General features: G+C 72.6%; 18 protein-coding genes. 5 read left to right on the top strand and 13 right to left on the bottom strand.

What is annotated here, in order from left to right:
* Positions 1 to 357: 357 nt before the first annotated feature.
* The 3 genes from KIF24_RS17520 to KIF24_RS17530 are packed head-to-tail and all read right to left on the bottom strand — an operon-like array spanning position 358 to position 3,427.
* On the bottom strand, positions 358 to 1,299 hold the full coding sequence (locus KIF24_RS17520) for an SDR family NAD(P)-dependent oxidoreductase (RefSeq protein WP_221084973.1): 942 nt from the start codon (positions 1,297 to 1,299) through the stop codon (positions 358 to 360).
* Positions 1,296 to 2,777: a flavin-containing monooxygenase gene (locus KIF24_RS17525; protein ID WP_331461174.1), complete on the bottom strand. Its 1,482-nt coding sequence runs from the start codon at positions 2,775 to 2,777 to the stop codon at positions 1,296 to 1,298. Before KIF24_RS17525 ends, KIF24_RS17520 begins: the two co-directional genes overlap by 4 nt.
* A gap of 8 nt (positions 2,778 to 2,785) precedes the next feature.
* The gene (locus KIF24_RS17530; protein ID WP_221084974.1) at positions 2,786 to 3,427 is read right to left on the bottom strand and encodes a TetR/AcrR family transcriptional regulator; all 642 of its coding nucleotides are present in this window, start codon (positions 3,425 to 3,427) and stop codon (positions 2,786 to 2,788) included.
* 69 nt (positions 3,428 to 3,496) lie between these two features.
* Between KIF24_RS17530 and KIF24_RS17535 the strand changes: the two genes are divergently transcribed.
* Together KIF24_RS17535 and KIF24_RS17540 are read left to right on the top strand one after the other, a co-directional pair.
* Entirely contained in the window at positions 3,497 to 4,855 is a 1,359-nt protein-coding gene (locus KIF24_RS17535) for an MFS transporter (protein WP_230415712.1), read from the top strand.
* A 599-nt stretch (positions 4,856 to 5,454) separates the two neighbouring features.
* On the top strand, positions 5,455 to 6,789 hold the full coding sequence (locus KIF24_RS17540; protein WP_230415714.1) for a S1 family peptidase: 1,335 nt from the start codon (positions 5,455 to 5,457) through the stop codon (positions 6,787 to 6,789).
* A 302-nt stretch (positions 6,790 to 7,091) separates the two neighbouring features.
* Here the strand turns inward: KIF24_RS17540 and KIF24_RS33085 are convergent, their stop codons facing one another.
* The 5 genes from KIF24_RS33085 to KIF24_RS17565 form a co-directional block, all read right to left on the bottom strand.
* A complete protein-coding gene (locus KIF24_RS33085; protein WP_221084977.1) occupies positions 7,092 to 7,367 on the bottom strand; it encodes a BON domain-containing protein in 276 nt (91 codons plus the stop codon).
* Positions 7,368 to 7,547: 180 nt separating this feature from the next.
* Positions 7,548 to 8,438, bottom strand: coding sequence for an ABC transporter permease subunit (locus tag KIF24_RS17550; RefSeq protein ID WP_221084978.1), 891 nt, complete (start codon positions 8,436 to 8,438; stop codon positions 7,548 to 7,550).
* Positions 8,333 to 8,794 carry a hypothetical protein gene (locus KIF24_RS17555; protein ID WP_221084979.1) on the bottom strand — a complete coding sequence of 154 codons (462 nt, stop codon included), beginning with the start codon at positions 8,792 to 8,794 and terminating at the stop codon, positions 8,333 to 8,335. Before KIF24_RS17555 ends, KIF24_RS17550 begins: the two co-directional genes overlap by 106 nt.
* Before the next feature lie 61 nt (positions 8,795 to 8,855).
* Positions 8,856 to 9,683, bottom strand: coding sequence for an ATP-binding cassette domain-containing protein (locus KIF24_RS17560; RefSeq protein ID WP_331461175.1), 828 nt, complete (start codon positions 9,681 to 9,683; stop codon positions 8,856 to 8,858).
* Between the two features lie 13 nt (positions 9,684 to 9,696).
* The gene (locus KIF24_RS17565; protein ID WP_221084980.1) at positions 9,697 to 10,824 is read right to left on the bottom strand and encodes a sugar ABC transporter substrate-binding protein; all 1,128 of its coding nucleotides are present in this window, start codon (positions 10,822 to 10,824) and stop codon (positions 9,697 to 9,699) included.
* Between the two features lie 264 nt (positions 10,825 to 11,088).
* Here KIF24_RS17565 and KIF24_RS17570 point away from each other — a divergent pair, with 264 nt between their 5' ends.
* The 3 genes from KIF24_RS17570 to pdxR are packed head-to-tail and all read left to right on the top strand — an operon-like array spanning position 11,089 to position 14,901.
* Positions 11,089 to 13,347, top strand: coding sequence for a hypothetical protein (locus tag KIF24_RS17570; protein ID WP_221084981.1), 2,259 nt, complete (start codon positions 11,089 to 11,091; stop codon positions 13,345 to 13,347).
* Between the two features lie 43 nt (positions 13,348 to 13,390).
* Positions 13,391 to 13,807 (top strand): winged helix-turn-helix domain-containing protein, encoded by a 417-nt coding sequence (locus tag KIF24_RS33090; RefSeq protein WP_331461176.1) that lies wholly within the window; start codon positions 13,391 to 13,393, stop codon positions 13,805 to 13,807.
* The gene (gene pdxR, locus KIF24_RS17575; RefSeq protein ID WP_230415716.1) at positions 13,756 to 14,901 is read left to right on the top strand and encodes a MocR-like pyridoxine biosynthesis transcription factor PdxR; all 1,146 of its coding nucleotides are present in this window, start codon (positions 13,756 to 13,758) and stop codon (positions 14,899 to 14,901) included. Before KIF24_RS33090 ends, pdxR begins: the two co-directional genes overlap by 52 nt.
* Here pdxR and KIF24_RS17580 read toward each other — a convergent pair.
* Genes KIF24_RS17580 through KIF24_RS17600 form a run of 5 tightly spaced genes read right to left on the bottom strand, consistent with a single transcriptional unit; the run spans position 14,846 to position 19,049 of the window.
* Positions 14,846 to 16,306 (bottom strand): UbiD family decarboxylase, encoded by a 1,461-nt coding sequence (locus KIF24_RS17580; protein WP_221084982.1) that lies wholly within the window; start codon positions 16,304 to 16,306, stop codon positions 14,846 to 14,848. The genes pdxR and KIF24_RS17580 overlap by 56 nt on opposite strands.
* Complete coding sequence (locus KIF24_RS17585; RefSeq protein WP_221084983.1) at positions 16,306 to 16,656, bottom strand: chorismate mutase; 351 nt, start codon at positions 16,654 to 16,656, stop codon at positions 16,306 to 16,308. Before KIF24_RS17585 ends, KIF24_RS17580 begins: the two co-directional genes overlap by 1 nt.
* On the bottom strand, positions 16,653 to 17,000 hold the full coding sequence (locus tag KIF24_RS17590; RefSeq protein WP_221084984.1) for an AraC family ligand binding domain-containing protein: 348 nt from the start codon (positions 16,998 to 17,000) through the stop codon (positions 16,653 to 16,655). Before KIF24_RS17590 ends, KIF24_RS17585 begins: the two co-directional genes overlap by 4 nt.
* Positions 16,990 to 17,688: a flavodoxin family protein gene (locus KIF24_RS17595; protein ID WP_331461177.1), complete on the bottom strand. Its 699-nt coding sequence runs from the start codon at positions 17,686 to 17,688 to the stop codon at positions 16,990 to 16,992. Before KIF24_RS17595 ends, KIF24_RS17590 begins: the two co-directional genes overlap by 11 nt.
* A gap of 56 nt (positions 17,689 to 17,744) precedes the next feature.
* Complete coding sequence (locus KIF24_RS17600) at positions 17,745 to 19,049, bottom strand: TrpB-like pyridoxal phosphate-dependent enzyme (protein ID WP_221084985.1); 1,305 nt, start codon at positions 19,047 to 19,049, stop codon at positions 17,745 to 17,747.
* Positions 19,050 to 19,061: the final 12 nt, after the last annotated feature.

Consider the following 19,061-nt stretch of genomic DNA (forward strand, 5'->3'; position numbering starts at 1 on the left):
GCGCGCGAACGGGACGGACGCGCGCGCCCTGCCGGTGTGCCGGCGTCCGGTGGTGGCGTCAGCACGTCGAGTTGGTTCACGGGGACGGGCGTGGGTTGCCGGCACACGGCCTCCGCCCTGCCACGGGCACGCCGATCGGAGGCAGGCCCGCGCAGAACTGCGGCGATGCGTCACCAGGCTCCCGGCAGCCACGTGACCCGCGTTGAAAAAGTTATCGTTCACGACGTCATACGTCAAACGACTGACATCGATCCTCCTCGGCTCGACTGGGGGCTCGTACGGTGCAAGTGGGGGTCGGTCGTGGCCGTCCTCGGTATGCCGCGGGCTGGCGCTCGACGATGGCTGGCGCGGCTCGTGTTATCGCTCACAGCGCGCGACCGCCGGCAGGCACGGCGAAGCGCCTCGTCCCGCGCGGCGGGTACGCCAGACGTGGCCGGAGCTGGCCAGCCTCGTTTCCAGGTCCCCGCCGGCCGACCGGCTCACCTCAGCGGCCGGCGCGGCGACGCATCCCTCGGCCAGCGGGGCCCGGTCGAGGTCGCCGGCGGCGATCCGACGGGCGATGGTGCGGCGCACGAGCGCGCCCGTGATCGACGGCAGGTGCCGGGCCAGGAACAGCTCGACCCGGCCGCGTCCGGTGGTGGCCACGTCGCGCGGGGGTCGGCGGGCGGTCGCCGCGCGCAGGATCGCGTCGACCACGCCCTCGGCGGGCTCGAAGCGGGAGACGCCCTGTAGGGACAGACCCGCCGCGGCGGAGGCCTGGTGGATCGGCGACGCGACCATGCTCGGGTAGACCACGCTGACCCCGATGTGGGTGCCCACCTCCAGGCGCAGCGCGTCGGCGTACGCGACCAGGGCACGCTTGCTGACCCCGTACGCGGCGGCCAGCGGGAGCGGGAGCAGGGCCATCCGGCTGGCGACGAAGACGACCCTGCCGTGGCTGCGTTCCAGGGCCGGAACGGCCGCGGCGGTGGTGTGCCAGGCCGCCATCAGGTTGACCTCCAACTGCCGGCGGACCGCGTCACCGGGTGGCAGCTCGGCCGGGGCGGGCCCGCCGACACCGGCGTTGTTGACCAGCAGGTCGAGGCCGCCGAGGGTCTCGATCGCCTGCCCGACCGCGCCGGGCACCGCGGCGCCGTCGGTGAGATCGCAGGCGATGACCGGGGTCCTGCCGACGCCGGGGGCCCGCAGGTCGAGACCGACGACAGCGGCACCGGCCAGCTCAAGCCGCGCGCACAGCAACCGGCCGAAGGTGCCGTCGGCGCCGGTGACGATGACGCGCTTGCCGGCGAGTTCGCTCATCGGGCACCACCGTCGTCGGTGCGGCGCCAGCTCACGCCCCGGCCGCGGCGGGCCCGGGTCGCCCCGTCGGACAGTTCCTTCGCGGCACGCGCCAGGTAGGCGTCGAAGTCGATGCGCATGGCGGGACGGCGCTCGCCCCAACGGGCGCGGGCGGCCCGCAGCTCGGCGGCGACGTCGGCGGCCTGTTCGGCCTTGCTGGGCAGCGCGTACGCCCCGGCCAGGTGCGCGGCGACGAGCCGGGCCTGCGCCTCGACCACGGGCAGCGCCGAGCCGGTGGACTGCATCAGCCCGACGAACATCAGGCCGGGCGCCTGCTGGTGGAACACGTGCCGGTACAGGGGCAGCCGGTCGGCGCCGTCGCCGAGCAGCGCCGGGTCGAGGAACGGCAGGTCGATGTCGTACCCGGTGCACCAGACGACCAGGTCGATCTCGTCGGTGGTGCCGTCGGTGAAGTGCACGCGGTCACCGTCGAAGCGTTCGATGGCGGGTCGTACGCCGATCTCGCCGTGGCTGATCCGCGACAGCAACGAGTCCGACAGGGTGGGGTGGTCCTGGAGGAGACCGTGCCGTGGCGTGGGCAGGCCGTGGCGCTCGGGACGGCCGACGGACAGGCGCAGCACGGTCTCGCTGACGCGTTGGCGCAGCCGCCACGGCAGCCGCGTGGCCAGCGCGCCGTTGAGGGTGTCCGACGGGCGGCCGAGCAGATGTTTGGGCACGATCCACACGCCGCGACGCAGCGACAGCAGGGTGCCCGGCGCGACGTGGGAGGCGTCGACGGCGATGTCCATGGCCGAGTTGCCACCGCCGACGACCAGCACCCGCCGCCCGGCGAGTTGCTCGGGGTCGCGGTAGTCGTGGCTGTGCAACTGGTCGGCGGTCATCTCGCCCGGGTAGGCGGGTGCGGGGAGCCGGGGCCGGCTGTTGTGGCCGTTGGCGACGACGACCGCCTCGACGTGTGCGGTGATCACGCCGCGCGGACCCGCGGCGGTGACGCGCCAGCCCGCGCCGTCACGGGCGACGCGGGTGACGGTGTGCCGCAGGCGTACCGCGTCCAGCAGGCCGAAGCGCTGGGCGTAGTCGTGCAGGTAGCCGGCGATGCGGGCGTGGTCGGGATAGTCCGGCCAGTCGGCGGGCATGGGCAGGTCCGCGAACTCGGTGCGGGTCCGCGAGGTGTTCAGGTGCAGGGTGCGGTACGCCGAGGAGTGCGGCGCGCCGTACACCCACAGCCCGCCGACCTGCGGTGCGGTGTCGAAGCCGACCGCGGGCACCGCCCGGTCGGCCAGCGCCTTGAGCGTGGCCAGCCCGGCCGGGCCGGCACCGATCACGGCGACCCGTGGCTCCATCCGCCCCTCCATGAAATCCAACGTCTGGTGGATATTGCGCCCGACCAGGTCCCACGTCAAGTGCCCGCGCCCGTCGGCGCACCACGGACCCGCGCCCACCGGGCCGGGCCGGCGGGCCGGCGGAGTCGCGGTCACGCCGGGATTCAGGGGAGGGCGTACATCCGGTCGAGCCAGCGGTGGGCGAAGGTGCGGAACTCCCGGCGTCGCCGGGCGCCGTCGGAGCCGGAGAGCAGGCCGACGACGTGGGCGTGCACGGACCAGACCAGGCTGCGTACGGCCAGGTGAGGCTGGGGCTCGCTGAGCACCCCGGCGGCGTCGGCCTCGGTCAGCACCTGCTCGACGGCCCGGTAGAGCGGTGCCGAGTAGCGCTCGTCGAGTTCGGCGTGCCGGTCGGGCTCCAGCCAGCGCCGCAGCCACAGGCCGGTGGTCTCGGGACGGTCCTCCAGGAAGTCGACGAACACGTCGACCAGCTCGTGCAGCGCGGCCATGGCCACCAGCGGCCCACCGGCCAGGCCTTCCCTGGCCGCGACCACGGCCCGGGCCAACGCCTCGCTCTCGGCCGCGAAGACCCGCGCGAAACAGCATTCGTACAGCGCCACCTTCGTGCCCACGTGGTGGTGCACGGTGGCGACGTCCACGGCGCAGGCCGCCGCGATCTCGCGCATGCCGACCGCGTCGAAACCCCGTCGCGCGAACAGCCCCGCCGCGGTCGCCACGATCACGTCGGCGGTGTCGCGCTGCTCGGCACGCCGGGGCCGACCCGGCCCCCGTCGGGGTGTGGTCATGCGTTCCATCGTGCCCTACTATCCAGCGCACGTTGGATAATGCTCCGGGCGGCGTGGCGAGGAGACGGCATGGACGAGTCGGCGCGGCTTCCCCGTGGCGGCATGCTGGCCTTCGCCGGCGGGTCGCTGGGCATGGGCACCTGGGTCACCGTACCCGGCCTGCTGTTGCTCTTCTTCCTCACCGACGTGCTGGCGGTGGCCCCGCTGGTCGCGGGGCTCGTGCTGCTGCTACCGAAGATCGCCGACGTGTTGCTGCACCCGTGGATCGGGCACCTGTCCGACGCCGACCTGGCCCGGCGTGGCCACCGCCGGCTGCTCATGTCGGCCGGCTGCGCCCTGCCACTGGCCTTCGCCGCGCTGTTCCTGGTGCCCGGCGGGCTCACCGGCGGCCCGGCCGCGGCCTGGGTCGCCGTCGCGTTCATCGCGGGCAACCTGCTCTTCGCGGCCTACCAGGTGCCCTACCTGTCCACCCCCGCCGACCTGTCCATCGGCTACCACGAGCGCACCCGGCTGATGGGCTTCCGGATGGTGCTGCTCACCGTCGGCATCCTGCTCAGCGGGGTGCTCGCACCGTTGCTGACCGGCCGGGAGGAACCCACCCGCGGCGGCTACGCCCTGATGGGCGTCGCGCTCGGCGCCTCCATGCTGGTCGCCATGCTGGTCGGCGTCGCGGGCACCCGGCACCTGACCACCGCCGCACCGACCCCGGTCACCAGTTCCGGGCACGGCCCGGCCGGCCTGCGTACCCTGCTCGTCGCGCTGCGCGATCCACAGTTCCGCTGGCTGGTCGGCTCCTACCTGGCCATGTCGACCACCACGCACCTGGTGCTGGCCGCGGTGCCCTACTTCGCCACCTACGAACTCGGCCGCCCCGGCCTGACCACCGTGCTGGTCGCCGCGTTCGTCGCCCCGGCGCTGGTCGCCACCCCCGGATGGGTCGTCGTCGCCCGCCGCATCGGCAAGCAGCCCGGCCTGCTCGTCGCGCAGGGCGCCTTCGTCCTCGGCTCGCTCGTGCTGGCGCTCGGCAACGACGCCGGCCTGCCCGTGCTGGTCGGCGCGGTCGCGCTGCTCGGCGTCGCGTTCGCCGCCATGCAGTTGCTGCCGTTCTCGATGGTCCCGGACGTCATCCGGGCCGGCGGCGCCGACGGCACCACCCGGGCCGGCACCTACACGGGCGTGTGGACCGCGGCCGAGGCCACCGGTGGCGCGCTCGGCCCGTACGTCTACTCCGCCTGCCTGGCCATCGGCGGCTTCCTCGCCAGCACCGCGGACTTCCAGGTCGTGCAGCCGGAGTCCGCGCACACGGCGATCCGGCTCGGGTTCGGCCTGGTCCCCGCGGCGCTGATGACCGTGGCGATGCTGCTGCAACACCGGTACACGCTGGACCGCACGGTGCGTCTGGCCGAGCCCTCCGGGCACCGGCCGTGAGCCGGTCCGGCCGATGACCGGACAGGCCGATCCGAGCGTTGCTCACCTTAGAGAGACCGGCAATAGGACTGGCGGGGCTGCGGCGCGCCCTGGCGCTTCGGCTGGCGGCGTTGTCGTCGTCGGCCATGCAACACCGGCATGGCCTCCTCCTCCGCCTTGCCATCCTCGGCCAGGACCCGCCTCGCCGCCACCGCCCTATTGCCGGTCTCTCTTAATATGAGTTAACTGATATAGATCCCTTTCTATCGTTTCCGGTTAGGTTGGCGGTGGCCCACCTGATCCGGCCGGCGCCCCGACCGAGGCGCCCAGCGGCTGCGGCACCGGCCAGGTCAGCGGGCATCGGCACCCGTGGCACCGTCGCCCAACCCCGAGGGCGGAGCGCCGCGGGAAGCCCCCCGTTCCGACTGCGGCGCACCCCCGATTTCCGCGCCGCCGCCGTTTCCACAGGAGGCAACAGATGAGACGAAGTCTCGCCCTCGCGGCAGCAGCGATCCTGCTGCCCGTCGGTGCCATCGCCGTGGCGGTAACCCCGCCGCCGCGGCCCCACCCCCGCCCCCGCCGCCACCGCGGCGGCCGCATCGCCGGATATGCTCGCCGCGATGCAGCGCGACCTCGGCCTGAACGCCACCCAGGCGCGCACCCGCATCGCCCGCGACGACAAGGGAACCCGGACGGACGCCAGCCTGCGCCGGTCGCTGGGCTCGGCGTACGCCGGCGGCTGGATGACCGCCGACGGCATGGTCGTCGCCGTCACCGGCAAGGCAGCTGCCAGCCGGGTCAAGGCAGCCGGCGCGCGGGCGACGATCGTCGACCGCAGCGGCGCCGAGCTGGACCGGATCAAGGCGACGCTGGACCGCCACGCCGCCAAGGCCCCGGCCGGCGCGGTCCCCGGCTGGTACGTCGACGTCACGACCAACACCGTGGTGGTGCTCGCCTCCGGCGACACCGCCGCCGCCTCGGCGTTCGTCCGCACGAGCCGGGTCGACGCCACCGCGGTCCGGGTGGTCACCACCACCGAGTCTCCCCAGCCGCTCTACGACGTCCGTGGCGGCGACGCCTACTACATGGGCGGCGGGCGCTGCTCGGTCGGCTTCTCGGTGACCGGCGGCTTCGTCACCGCCGGGCACTGCGGCAGCACCGGCACCTCCACCCAGGGCTACAACCAGGTGTCCCAGGGCACCTTCCGCGGCTCGTCGTTCCCCGGCAACGACTACGGCTGGGTCCAGACCAACTCGAACTGGACCCCGCAGCCATGGGTGAACAACTACTCCGGCGGCAACGTCACGGTGGCCGGCTCCACCGAGGCCGCCGTCGGCGCGGCGGTCTGCCGCTCCGGCTCGACCACCGGCTGGCGGTGCGGCACCATCCAGGCCAAGAACCAGACCGTCAACTACTCGCAGGGTTCGGTCAGCGGACTGACCCGCACCAACGCCTGCGCCGAGCCGGGCGACTCGGGCGGCTCGTGGCTCTCCGGCCAGCAGGCGCAGGGCGTGACCTCGGGCGGCTCGGGCAACTGCTCGTTCGGCGGTACCACCTACTTCCAGCCGGTCAACGAGATCCTCTCGGTGTACGGCCTGACGCTGCGCACCAGTGGTGGCGGGGGCGACCCGCCGCCGCCCACCGGTTGCAGCGGCTACGAGTCGACCTACACCGGTAGCATCTCCTCCGGCCAGAGCCGGTTCCAGCCGAACGGCAGCTACTACTACTCGTCCTCGTCGGGCACCCACCGCGGCTGCCTCGACGGGCCGACCGGGGTCGACTTCGACCTCTACCTACAAAAGTGGAGCGGCTCCGGCTGGGTCGACGTGGCCGGCTCGTACAGCCCCGGGCCGGACGAGTCGCTGACCTACAACGGCACGGCGGGTTACTACCGCTTCGAGGTGCACGCGTACAGCGGCTCCGGCAGCTACTCACTGGGCATCACCAACCCCTGATCCCTCGGCACGACGGCGGCGGGGTGCGGATTTCGATCCGCACCCCGCCGCTCACCGCGTCCGCCGCCGTACCCGCCTGGCGCATGGCCACCTTCCGCGCCATGCTCCACGCCCGACTCGGCATCGTCCGTCCCGGCGAACAAGCCCCGAACCGACGCCGACCGTCTCCGCCCCGCATACCACCTCGGGCGGGGGTCGACACCGAGGCCGGTTCCAGGTCAGCCGAGACGATCGGCGTTCGCCGATCATCCGGAATCATGGCCGGTCGCGTCCGGCCCGCCCGGGCCCGCGCGCGGAACCGGTCAACCGTCCAGGACCCGCAGGCGGTTGTTGACGTCGTGCACCTCGGGGGTGCCCCAGGCGACCGTGTGTGCCTGGGCGCTCACCTCGGCCGAACTGGCGACCCCGTCCAGGATCACCACACGGTTCTGCACCTCGATGCAGATGCGTTCGTGACGCAGCAGCGGGTCTCGCTGCATTCGCTCCAGAAGACCGCAGGCCAGCCGCGCGTCGGCGGAGGTGGGACCGATCTGGAACAGGGCGGACGTGTCGTCGGGAAAGAACCAGGGGTGGGTCACGGTGACTCCTCAGCGGGTGCGGGTGCCGACGGCCGTCGAGCGCGACCGCCGATCCTCCTGCGCTACCCGCCGGACGGTCCGACCAACACGACGAAACGATGACGATTCCCGCCCGCCGATGCCACCGGCCGCCGCGGTGGTTGCGCGACGGTCGTCGCGCGTGGGCCTTCGGCTCAGGCGTCAGGCGCGACCGCTTGAGCGTCGCCCCCGGCGGGACAGCGAGTCGAGGATGACCGCGCCGAGGAGCACGGCCGCGGTGATCATGAAACGGACCGAGGAGTCGAGCTGCAACAGGAACATGCCGGAGGTGATCGACCCGAGCACCAGGCTGCCGAGCAGGGCGCCGTAGGTCGAGCCGCGACCGCCGAAGAGGCTGACCCCGCCGATCACCGCGGCGGCGATGGCCACCAGCAGGGTGTCGGCGGCACCGGTCGACTGTCCGGCGGCGTACCCGCGCGATGCGGTCAGGATGCCGCCCAGGGCAGCCAGCATGGAGGTGAGCGCGAAGACCGAGATGCGGATCAGCGCGACGTTGATGCCGGCCCGCCGGGCCGCTTCGACGTTGCCGCCGACGGCGAAGATGCTCCGCCCGTACCGGGTGCGGCGCAGCACCAGATCCATCACCACCACCAGGGCGAGCAGGATGAGCAGCGCCGCCGGTACGCCCTGCCAGGCGTTGAGCACGGCGACGGTGACCGCCACCAGCACGGCCAGGCCGACCACCCGCAGTAACGACCCGGTGAGGCTGCGGGTGGGCAGCCCCGCAGCGGTCCGGCGGCGGCTGTCGACCAGCACCGCCGCCGCGTACGCCAGCACGGCGAGCACGCCGATCAGCCAGCCCGTGCCCCGGCCGAGGTTGACGTGGGTGATCTCGCCGATGAAGCCGGTGTAGGGCAGGTTGATGGTGCCTTCGGGCTTGAGCAGGTAGAGCTGGAGGCCCTGCCAGCCGATGTTGCCGGCGAGTGTCACCACGAAGGCGGGCACCCCGAGCCGGGCGAAGACGGTGCCCTGTACGGCGCCGATCGCCGCGCCGAGCAGCAGCGCCGCGACGATCGCCGCGACGTCCCCCACCCGTGGCGCACGGTCAGCACGGCCAGGGCGGCGGCGGCCACGCCGGCCACCGAGCCGACCGACAGGTCGATCTCACCGAGCAGCAGCACCAGCACCACGCCGACGCTGATGGTGCCGGTGGCGACGATCTGGAGGGTGAGGTTGGAGAGGTTCTGCGGACTGAGGAACCGGTCGTTGAGCGACTGGAAGACCACCCAGATCACGATCAGTCCGATGATGACCGGCCAGGCACCCAACTCGCCGGTGCGCAGCCGGCGCCGGATCGCGGTCAGCGGCGAGCGTCGACCCTCGCCGCCGGGACCGGTCTGGATGCTGTCCCCCGCCGGTGGTTCGGGGCTGGTCGTCGAGGTGCTCAACGGGAGACCCCCTCGGGCTGCTGATCGGCTGTGCCGGCATGGGCCGACCTCGGACGGCTACTCACAGTTGATCTCGCGGTGTCGCCTGGCGCGCCGCGCCACCATCGCCATCGTCCGGCGGCACGTCCCGGGCCCGCCGCCGACTGACGGCGTTGTCGAGCGCCCCGGTGATCGCCTGGACGATCTCCTCCTGGCTGGTCCGGTCCGGGTCGAACGTGCCGGCGGTACGCCCCAGCCGCAGCACCACCACCCGGTCCGCGACCGCCTTGACGTCGGCCAGGTTGTGGCTGATGAGCAGCACCCCGAGGCCGCGCTTGCGGAGTCGTTCGATCAGGTCGAGCACCTCGGCGGTCTGCGCGACACCGAGGGCGGCGGTGGGTTCGTCGAGCAGCACCAGCTTCGGTTCGCCGAGCAGCGAGCGGGCGATGGCCACCGACTGCCGCTGGCCACCGGAGAGCGCCGCCACCGCGACCCGCACCGAGGGGATCTTGACCGACAGGCTGGTGAGCAGTTCGCGGGCGCGCCGCTCCATGCCGATCTCGTCGAGCACGCCGGTCCGGGTCAGCTCCCGACCGAGGTAGAGGTTGGCGACCACGTCGAGGTTGTCGCAGAGCGCCAGGTCCTGGTAGACGGTGGCGATGCCGAGGTTGCTCGCGTCGGCGGGACGGCCGATCTGCACCCGGCGCCCCTGCCAGCGGATCTCGCCGGTGTCCGCGGGGTTGACCCCGGCGATCACCTTGATCAGGGTCGACTTGCCCGCCCCGTTGTCCCCGACCAGCGCCACCACCTCGCCGGAACGGACCTCCAGCGACACGTCGGAGAGCGCCTGGACCGCGCCGAACCGCTTCGAGATGCCCGACATCGCGAGCACCGGAGTGTCGTCAGCCACCGCACCGATCCGCTCAGGAAATGCCGGCCGCTGCGCACGGCTCGGCGAAGGCTCCGGAGCAGATCTGCGCAGGAGTGTAGAACCCGTCCTGGATGACCGTGTCCTCGATGTTGTCGCGGGTGACCGCGACCGGTTCGAGCAGCACCGAGGGGACGTCCGTGGTGCCGTTGCTGCGCTGTTCGGTCGGCCGGCCCGTGTACTGCTGACCGGTGGCCGCGGCGACCGCCATCGCGGCGGCGACCTCCGCCTCCGGCCTGATCGCCTTGTACACCGTCATGTACTGCTCACCGGCGACGATGCGCTGGATGCCGGCGAGTTCGGCGTCCTGACCGGTGACCGGTGGCAGCGGGCTCGGAAAGCCACTGCCCTTCATGGCGGCGATCGCGCCGCCGGCGGTGCCGTCGTTGGCGGCGTACACACCGATGATCCGCTCCCGGCCGAGCGCGGTGATGGCCTGTTCCATCTCCTGCTGGGCCTTGTCCGGCGACCAGTCCGGCGTGTCGTACTCCTGGCCGATGTTGACCTTGCCGTCGAGGACGGAGTGCGCCCCGGCCTTGAAGTCCGCCGCGTTCGGGTCCGTCGGCGACCCATTGATCATGACGATGTCGCCGCGCTTGGGGTCCTGCCCGCCCTGGCTCAGCGCGTCCAGCAACGCCTGGCCCTGCACCTCGCCCACCTTGCGGTTGTCGTACGACACGTAGTAGGAGATCGGCCCCTCGGCCAGCCGGTCGTACGAGACCACCGGGACGTTCTGCGACCGGGCGTTGTTGACGATCGCACCCGCGGCCCTGGCGTCCACCGGATCCAGGATCATCACCTTGACGCCCTGGGTCAGCATCGCCTCGGCCTGGGACTGCTGTTTGGCCGGATCCTGGTCGGCGTTCTGGTAGAGCACCTCACACTTGCCGCAGAGCTGCATGAGCTGCTCCTGAATGAGCGGCCGGTCGAACGCCTCGTACCGGGTGGTCTTCGACTCCGGCAGCAACAGACCGATCTTGAAACCGTTCGCGGTGCTCTCCGTGCCGCCCGGCTGCTGCTGCTCGTCGCCGCCGCCGTCGTCCTGCTGTCCACAGCCGGTCACCACCAGGCAGATCGCCAGCAGAACGCCGACTGCCGTCGCGGTTCCGGGATGCTTGGACATCATTTCGCCACCACCCTTCTGGATCGGGGAGACGGCCGCCGGCACGTCTCGCCGCCCCCCTGCGCGGCCAACCTCCCTGCCAGCTTCACCCAGTTGAAGGGCAAGTGCGGCAAATTCCCGAATTCTGCTCACCACCGCGCGGATGCCCCTGACCGCCGCTCGTCAACGGCCCGCCGGCGTCCCGGCCGCCACCCGCCGGGACCGCCGGGCGGCCTGCCCCCGCAGCCCAGGCTTGGATCCCGCCGGCTGGGGTAGACCCGGCCGATGTCGGCTGGATCAGCGCGGGCACGCGGGCCGGCGATGCCCGGTGACGTGGTGGAACTGCGGGTGCACGGGGTTTCCGCCCCCGGCGTCGGGCAGGTGTTGGACCCGCCGCTCGTGCAGGTCGCGGGAGACCGCAGTGCGGGCTTCTATCGACCTCGGCCCGGCTGCGCGCACACCGGCCGCCCGGACGGGTCGACCCTGGAGGCGTACCGGTGGAGCGACCTGCCCTCCGGCACCGTGATCCGGACCCTGTCGCTGGTGTTCCTGCTGCCGTTCATGCTGATCAACGTGGCGGTCTGGATGCGCCCGGGCAACCCGGCCCCCGACGTCGTGGTCAGATCCCTGTGCCGGGTGCTGGGCCTCACCCTGACCGCGCTGTACGTGCTCGCCGCCGTCGGGGTCGCGCTGGACCTGGTCGCCTGGCAGTGCATGTCGTCCTCCGCGTGTCTGTCCGGTCGTAGCTGGCTGTCCTGGCTGGGCGAACGCCCCGCCGGGCTGCGACTCGCGGTGCTCGCGCTCGTCCCGGCCGCCGCCGTCGGCCTCCTCTGGTGGGCCAGCACCCGCCCGGGGCGCCCCTTCAACGCGTTCCGTCCGCCCGAGAGCACGCAGTCCAGTCACCCACTGAGCACCGTCGGCCAGTGGGACGCCGAGCCGTTGATGGGGCGGTTGCGATCGATCCACATCGCTACCGCGTTCGTGACCCTCGACGGCAGCCTGCTCGCCGCCCGGGCCGCGCAGGGCGCCGCGCCGATCACCGTCGTGCTGGCGGTGGCCACGGGAGCGATCCTGGCCACCGGAGTGACGCTGCTCTGCACTCCCCCGCTGATCGAGCGGGCGCCGGCGAGCCGGCGGCTCGACAGTGCCGCCCGCATGCTGCGGACGGTCGCCATCGGTCTCACCATCGTGGTCTCCGCCCATCTGCTGGCCACCCCCACGCACTGGCACGAACGGGGTGGCCTGCCCGGCTACGGCTCGACCCTCACCGGCCTGTTCGTCGCCCACGCCGGACTGCTGGCCGCCCTGGCAGCCGTGTTGCTGTGGCGCCGGGGCCGACGGCCGGGCAGGTCGCCGCTGCGTGGGCTCGGCTCGCTGGCAACCGCGGCGGCGGGAGCAGCTCTCGCGGTGGCCTTCTCCGCAGGACTCGTCCATCGGGTGGCGGACTTCCTCGACCGCGACGCGGCGACCGCGACCCCCAACCCACCACCGGCGTACACCTGGGCGATCTACGGCTTCTTCCGCGCGATGCTGATCACGCTGGTCGTCGCCGGCCTGGTGACCCTGCTCTCCCGACGCCGCCGCTGCCGCGCGGCGGTCGCGATCGTCGAGCGCGACTTCCCGAACCCGCCGGCGGAGGCCGCACCCCGGCTGCGGCAGGTGCGACAGGCGATCGTCCGGGCCCGGTTCACCGAGTGGCTGCTGCCACTTGCCGTGCTCTACGCCGGCCTTGCCGGACTCGGCGCGGCAACCACCGCGATAGACCTGCTCGGGCTGTATCCCGGCGACGTCATCGAACGGTACGCGCGGGTGCCCGCCGGCCTGGTCGACTTCGGTATCAGCCTGGGCGGCTACCTGATCGCGGCAACCGTCCTGGCCCTGGTCATCGGGGGTGTCTTCGCCTACCGGACGGCCGGATTCCGGCGCCACGTCGGTGTCCTCTGGGACCTGGCCACCTTCTGGCCCCGCGCCGCCCACCCCTTCGCGCCGCCCTGCTACGCCGAACGGGCCGTGCCGGAACTGGCCCGCCGCATCACCTACCTGGTGGGCAGCGGCCACCCGGTCCTGATCGCCGGGTACAGCCAGGGCTCGGTGCTGGTCGCCGCCACCATCCTTCAGCTGCCGCCCCACGTGAGCGGCCGGGTCGCCCTCCTCACCTACAGCTCACCACTGCGCCGGTTGTACGCCCGACTCTTCCCCGCCTACCTCGACGACGACATGCTGCACGAGGTGGGTGACCGGGTCGGCTGGCGCTGGTTGAACCTGTGGCGCGACACCGACCCCATCGGTGGATGGATCTTCTCTGCCCACCGGTCGGACACACCACCGACCGTCACCGGCCCGCCGGCAACGGTGGACCGCCGCCGCCGCGATCCCAGCGGACTGCTCGCCCCGCCCGGCGACAGCGTCCCGCCACCGATCAGGGGACACTGGCCCGGCGAGTCCGACGAGCCGTACACCGAGGCGGTACGGGATCTGGTCGAGCGCCTCGGCAAGCCGGCGGGCCCAGCGGCTCATCCGGCCGGCCCGCCCGCCGGGGTGTGAACCGGATGCCGCGGCAGCGCCGCCGATCGGGGACCATACCCAGGTGAGTTCGTCCCAGCTTCTCGTCGTGCTGGTCCGCGACAGCCCGGTGCCGCTACAGCAGCAACTCTGCGAGCAGATCAGCGGGTCCGTGCGGTCCGGCCGGCTGCGCCCCGGCGACACGGTGCCACCCAGCCGGGAACTGGCGCACCAACTCGGGGTCTCCCGCACCGTGGTGACCCGGGCGTACGAGCTGCTGCGCGCCAACGGGGTACTGACCTCCCGGCGCGGATCCGGCACCCGGGTCAGCGGCCACCTGCCCGCCGAGATCCGTGGGGCCGCGCCGCCCCCACGCGCTCCCTCCGGCCGGAGCCGCCGCTGCCCACCGACGCGGGAAGTCCGCTGTGGCGGCCATGGGAGCCGGCACCGATGCACCGGCCGCACGCGGCGTACGACTTCCGGCACGGCACCCCGGCGTTGACCAGCTTCCCGGTGACCCGGTGGCGGCAGTCGCTGGCGGAGGCGGTGAGCCGCGCCGACGCCGCGACCCTGGGCTACGGGCCCGCCGAGGGCGCGCCGGCCCTGCGCGCCCAGATCAGCGCGCTGCTGCGGCGCAGCCGGGCGTTCGGTGCGGCGCCGGAACACATCGTGGTGACCAGCGGCGCCACCCAGGCGATGGACATCCTGGTCCGGCTGCTCGTCGGTCCGGACGAGGTGGTGGTGATCGAGGATCCCAGCCACACGGTGCTGCGGCAGATCTTCGGCTACTCCCGGGCGGCGGTGGTGCCGGTGCCGGTGGACGAGGAAGGAATCCGGGTCGACGAGATCAACGACCGGATCCGCGCGCACGGCCACCATCCGGCGCGGGTCCGCCTCGTCTACGTCACACCGTCGCATCAGTTCCCGACCGGGTTCATCATGTCCGAGCGGCGACGACGGGCGCTGCTGCGGTGGGCCTGCGCGCACGGCGCCACGGTGCTGGAGGACGACTACCACAACGAGTTCACCTTCGCTCCGGAGCGGCAGTCGGCGCTGGCCGCCGACCCGCAGGACGCGGACGTGGTCTACGTGGGCAGCTTCAGCAAGACCCTCTTTCCGTCGCTGCGCATCGGGTACGCGGTGCTGCCGTCGCACCTGGTCCGGCCGTTCCTCGGGGTCAAGTGGATCACCGACCGGCTCACCCCGACGGTGACCCAGGAGGCGCTGGCCGAGTTCATCGACTCGGGCGCCTACGGCCGGCACATCAGCCGGATGGACCGCCTGTACCGGCAGCGCCGGGCCCGGCTGCTGGAGGCGCTCTACGAACACTTCGGCGCGGGCGTCCGGATCTCCGGCGCGGCGGCCGGGCTGCACGTGCTGGTGACCCTGAGCGGCGTACCCGACACCGACGAGGCGGAGATCGTGCGGGCCGCGGCCGTCCGGGGCCTGCGGATCTACCCCGGCTCGGGTTACTTCACCATCCGGCCACCCGCGGAGCCGACGTTCCTGATCGGATACGCGGCACTGTCCACCGCCCGGATCACCGAGGGAGTCGCGCTGTTGGCCGCCGCGGTGCGGGACGTGGCGGCTCGGTGAACCGGGGCCGCCGGAAACGGGCACGCTGCGCGTACGGGACGGTGCAGTCGAAGACCGCCTTGGCGGTCCGCCCGTCGGCGGACAGGGCCCGGGAATACCCGGTGTGCTGGGTCGGGTCGAGGGGGAAGCCCTCCCGGTCGGGGAGCACGACCAGGTCCAGGTCGGCCTGGAACCGGGTGGCCATCGCCCACCACAGGTCCTGGTCGGACTCGATGTCGACGTCCTCGTCGACGCAGAGCACCAGCTTGGCCATCCGGAACTCCGTCAACACCGCCTCGGCGGCGGCACGCACCGTGGTGTCGTCGTCCGGCCCGCGTTTCGCCGGCCACCGGAGCACCACCATGAGCTGGCCGCCCCCGGCGGTGTGGCAGTGGGCGGCCTCGACCGGCGTGCCCCGCCGGCGCAGCAGATCCAGCACCGCGGCCTCCATGCCGAAGCCGAGCAGCACCGACTGTTCGTGCCCGGGGCCGGAGACGGCCTGCAGGATCGGGCTTTCCCGAGCGGTGATCGCGGTGACCCGGACCAGCGGCAGCGCCGGGTGTGCCCGGCCCTGGTAGCCGAGGAACTCCGGGGTGGCCACGCTGCCGTGCCGACTCTCCGGCGCCGTGTCGGCCAGCAGCTCACCCTCGATGACGTACTCGGCGTGCGCGATGAACTCGGCGTCCACCGTCCGGCACCGCAGCAGCTCGACCGGCTGACCGGCGAGCGCACCGGCCACGGCCAGCTCGTCGAGGCCGGGTGGTGCCAGCGAGGTCGGGCAGCAGGAGGAGAGCAGCACCGCCGGGCCGAGCCCGAGGTGGATCGCCACCGGCAGCGGACCGCCCCGGCGCAGGGCCGCCCGGTACGCGAGTTCGAGGTCGCGCCCGGGAACCATCCAGATGGTGAGTGTGTCCGGTCCCTGGACGCACATCCGGTGCACCGACAGGTTGCGTACCCCGGTCTCCGGGTCGGTGGCGAGCACCGCGCCGAGGGTGAGGTACGCCCCGGCGTCCTCGTCGGTGAGCACCGGCACCGGCAGAGCGGTGAGGTCGGGCGGCAGCGTCTCGCGCGGCCAGCCGGCCGGGTCGGCGGCGGGCACCGGCGGACGGGGCGACCGCACCGCGTCGAGCAGCCGGTGCGGCAGCTCGGCCGGGGTGCAGCCGAGCAGGCCGGCAGCTCGGCGACGGGTGCCGTAGAGCCCCATCAGCACGGCCCGGACGGGGCCGTGGTCCGGGCGTACCCGGTCGAAGAGCACCGCCGGCCCGGGGCCGGTCGGTGGGGCGGCGGGCGCCCCGGCCCAGCGGGCGTAGCGGGCCGCGACGCCGTACCTGGCGGGCAGCTCCTCGGTGACCCGGACCAGTTCGCCGGGCAGTGGGTCGAGGGAGGCGAGCGCGTGTCGCAGGTCGACGGGGGCGCCGCCGGCCATCACTGCTGCCCCGGCGTGGCCGTGGCGCCGCGGTCGGCCAGCATGTGCAGTTGCATCCGGGTCAGCTCGTCGATCAGCGCGCGGTAGGTGGCCACCGCAATCTCGGGGGGCATGCCGTGCCCCACCGCGAGGGCGTGCACCCGGTCCAGCACCTGGCGCACCCGGTCCGGGGACCGCACGGTCGGCTCGTCCGTCTTGTGCACGGTCAGCTCGCGAACCACCCGGGTACGCTCCGCGAGCAACCCGACGATCCGCTGGTCGAGCCCGTCGATGGTGGTCCGCAGTTCCGCGATCCGGGCCGGGCCCTCGGTGCCGCCGCCCGGCGTGCCGTTCCCCTGCTGCTGGCTCATGGTTGGGCGACCTCGTCGACGACGAAGACGACGGTGGGCTCGGCGTTGCTGCCCTGGGACCGGTGCTCCTCGTCGTCGGGAATGACGAAGCCCATGCCGGGTCGGCAGGGCACCGAGCGGTCGCGGAAGTGGATGGTGAACTCGCCCTGGAGGACGTAGCCGGTGTGCCCGCGCAGACACCAGTGGTGCTCGTCGAAGCCGGCGGGCAGTTCGAGCAGCCGCAGTCGCTGCCCCCCGACGTACGCGATCTTGACGCGCCCTTCGGCGCCCGGCTTCTCCCACTTCTCCCACTGCGTCGCGGGGAAGTCGATGCCGACCGGGACGGTGACCTGTTCAGTGGACATTCTCGATATCTCCTCTGCTTTGGGCGGCCCCGCCCGAGCGGGGCCGTGGGACGCGTTCGTTGTGGTCCAGCTGCGGCAGGACGCTGCCGCCGGTGACCCGCTGGTGTCGCTTGAGCAGGTGCACCATGTCGAGCATCCGGTTGACCATCCGTTCCAGCGCGTCCATGCCCTCGGTGTCGGCGAGGCCGGGCTTGCCGGTGGTGTTGCGCAGCAGCACGGGAAAGCCGCTGCCGACCAGGATCATCCGGTTGAGCAGTAGGTTGTTGACGATCTGGTTGTGCACGGAGGAGTCGCTGTACCGGCGGCCGGTGACGATGACGCCGCCGACCTTGTCGGCCAGCGGCCGGTTGAAGCGCAGGTATCCCACCCCCGCCCGTTCGATGAAGACCTGCATGAGATGGGCCAGGCCGAAGCCGTGCACCGGGGCGGCGTAGATCAGCCCGTCCGCGCGGGTCATCTGCTCCACCAGGGCGGGCACGTCGTCGTCGAGTTGGCAGGGCGTGGTCCGGCTGTTGCAGTCGCCGCACGGGCTGCACGGTGAGATCCGGTGATCGCGCAGCCGGATGGTGCGTAGCGCGGCACCGCGCGCGGCGAGCAGGCGGCCGGCGTAGTCGACCGCGAGGTCGGTGTTGCCGCCGGCCCGTTCGGAGCCGTTGATGGCCAGGATGGTGGCTGCTTCGCTGTGCACTCGGTCCCCCGAAGGCTCGCCGGGCAGGAGGCGCGCCGCGCACCTCCCGCCCGAGGTCAGTCCGTCAGCTTTCCGGCGAAGTAGTCGATGTAGGCCTGCATGTCGAAGTGGCCGTGCCCGGACAGCGAGAAGACGATCGCCTTCGACTCGCCGGTCTCCCGGCAGCGGATCGCCTCGTCCACCGCCACCCGGACGGCGTGCGTGGACTCCGGCGCGGGCACGATCCCCTCACTGCGGGCGAACAGCACGCCGGCCTCGAAGCAGGCCGTCTGCGTCACCGCCCGCGCCTCGATCAGGTCGATCTCCCGCAGGGCGCTGACGATCGGCGCCATGCCGTGATAGCGCAACCCCCCGGCGTGGATCGCGGGCGGCCGGAAGTCATGGCCCAGCGTGTGCATCTTGGTCAGCGGGGTCATGCCCGCGCTGTCGCCGAAGTCGTAGTCGTAGGTGCCCTTGGTCAGCGACGGGCAGGAGGACGGTTCCACGGCGATGAACCGGACGGTCGGCCCGCCCTCGAACTGCCGACGCAGCAGCGGCAGGGCCAGACCGGCGAAGTTGGAACCGCCACCGGCCGCCCCGATCACGACATCCGGGTAGTCGTCGGCCATCGCCAACTGGAGCAGCGCCTCCTGACCGATGATCGTCTGGTGCATCAGCACCAGGTTGAGCACCGAGCCGAGGGAGTACCGGGCCGCACCACCACTGTGCAGCGCCGCCTCCACCGCCTCGGAGATGGCCAGCCCGAGGCTTCCGGTGGAGTGCGGGTCGGCGGCGAGCGCCGCCCGGCCGGCCGCCGTGCGCTCGCTGGGGCTCGCGGTCACCGAGGCCCCGAACGTCTCCATCAGCCCGCGCCGGTACGGCTTCTGGTCGTAGCTGACCCGCACCATGAAGACCTCGCAGTCGAGGCCGAAGTACGCGCACGCCATCGACAGCGAGCTGCCCCACTGACCCGCACCGGTCTCGGTCGTCAGCCGGCGTACGCCGTCCTGCTTGCTGTAGTACGCCTGCGGGACGGCCGTGTTCGGCTTGTGACTGCCGGCCGGGCTCACCCCTTCGTACTTGAAGTAGATCCGGGCCGGGGTGCCCAGTTCGCGTTCGAGGCGGTGAGCCCGGATCAACGGGCTGGGCCGCCACTGGCGGTAGATGTCGAGCACCGGGCCGGGAATCTCCACCTCCCGCTCGGTGGAGAACTCCTGCTCGATGAGCCCGGCCGCGAAGAGCGGTGCGAGATCGGCCGGGGTGATCGGCTCGCGGGTGCCCGGGTGGAGCATCGGCGGCAGCCCCTTGGGCAGGTCAGGGACCACGTTGTACCAGGTCGTCGGGATGTCGCTTTCCGGCAGGACAAACTTCGTGACAGTCATCGCCGCTTCCGA

Source organism: Micromonospora tarapacensis, from assembly GCF_019697375.1.
GTDB classification, from domain to species: domain Bacteria; phylum Actinomycetota; class Actinomycetes; order Mycobacteriales; family Micromonosporaceae; genus Micromonospora; species Micromonospora tarapacensis.

Bases quoted from the DNA above. Each gene is read 5' to 3' on its own strand.
- KIF24_RS17520 (WP_221084973.1), bottom strand. From the start codon at position 1,299: ATGAGCGAACTCGCCGGCAAGCGCGTCATCGTCACCGGCGCCGACGGC.
- KIF24_RS17530 (WP_221084974.1), bottom strand. From the start codon at position 3,427: ATGACCACACCCCGACGGGGGCCGGGTCGGCCCCGGCGTGCCGAGCAG.
- KIF24_RS17535 (WP_230415712.1), top strand. From the start codon at position 3,497: ATGGACGAGTCGGCGCGGCTTCCCCGTGGCGGCATGCTGGCCTTCGCC.
- KIF24_RS17540 (WP_230415714.1), top strand. From the start codon at position 5,455: ATGCAGCGCGACCTCGGCCTGAACGCCACCCAGGCGCGCACCCGCATC.
- KIF24_RS17565 (WP_221084980.1), bottom strand. From the start codon at position 10,824: ATGTCCAAGCATCCCGGAACCGCGACGGCAGTCGGCGTTCTGCTGGCG.
- KIF24_RS17570 (WP_221084981.1), top strand. From the start codon at position 11,089: ATGTCGGCTGGATCAGCGCGGGCACGCGGGCCGGCGATGCCCGGTGAC.
- pdxR (WP_230415716.1), top strand. From the start codon at position 13,756: ATGCACCGGCCGCACGCGGCGTACGACTTCCGGCACGGCACCCCGGCG.
- KIF24_RS17580 (WP_221084982.1), bottom strand. From the start codon at position 16,306: ATGGCCGGCGGCGCCCCCGTCGACCTGCGACACGCGCTCGCCTCCCTC.
- KIF24_RS17585 (WP_221084983.1), bottom strand. From the start codon at position 16,656: ATGAGCCAGCAGCAGGGGAACGGCACGCCGGGCGGCGGCACCGAGGGC.
- KIF24_RS17590 (WP_221084984.1), bottom strand. From the start codon at position 17,000: ATGTCCACTGAACAGGTCACCGTCCCGGTCGGCATCGACTTCCCCGCG.
- KIF24_RS17600 (WP_221084985.1), bottom strand. From the start codon at position 19,049: ATGACTGTCACGAAGTTTGTCCTGCCGGAAAGCGACATCCCGACGACC.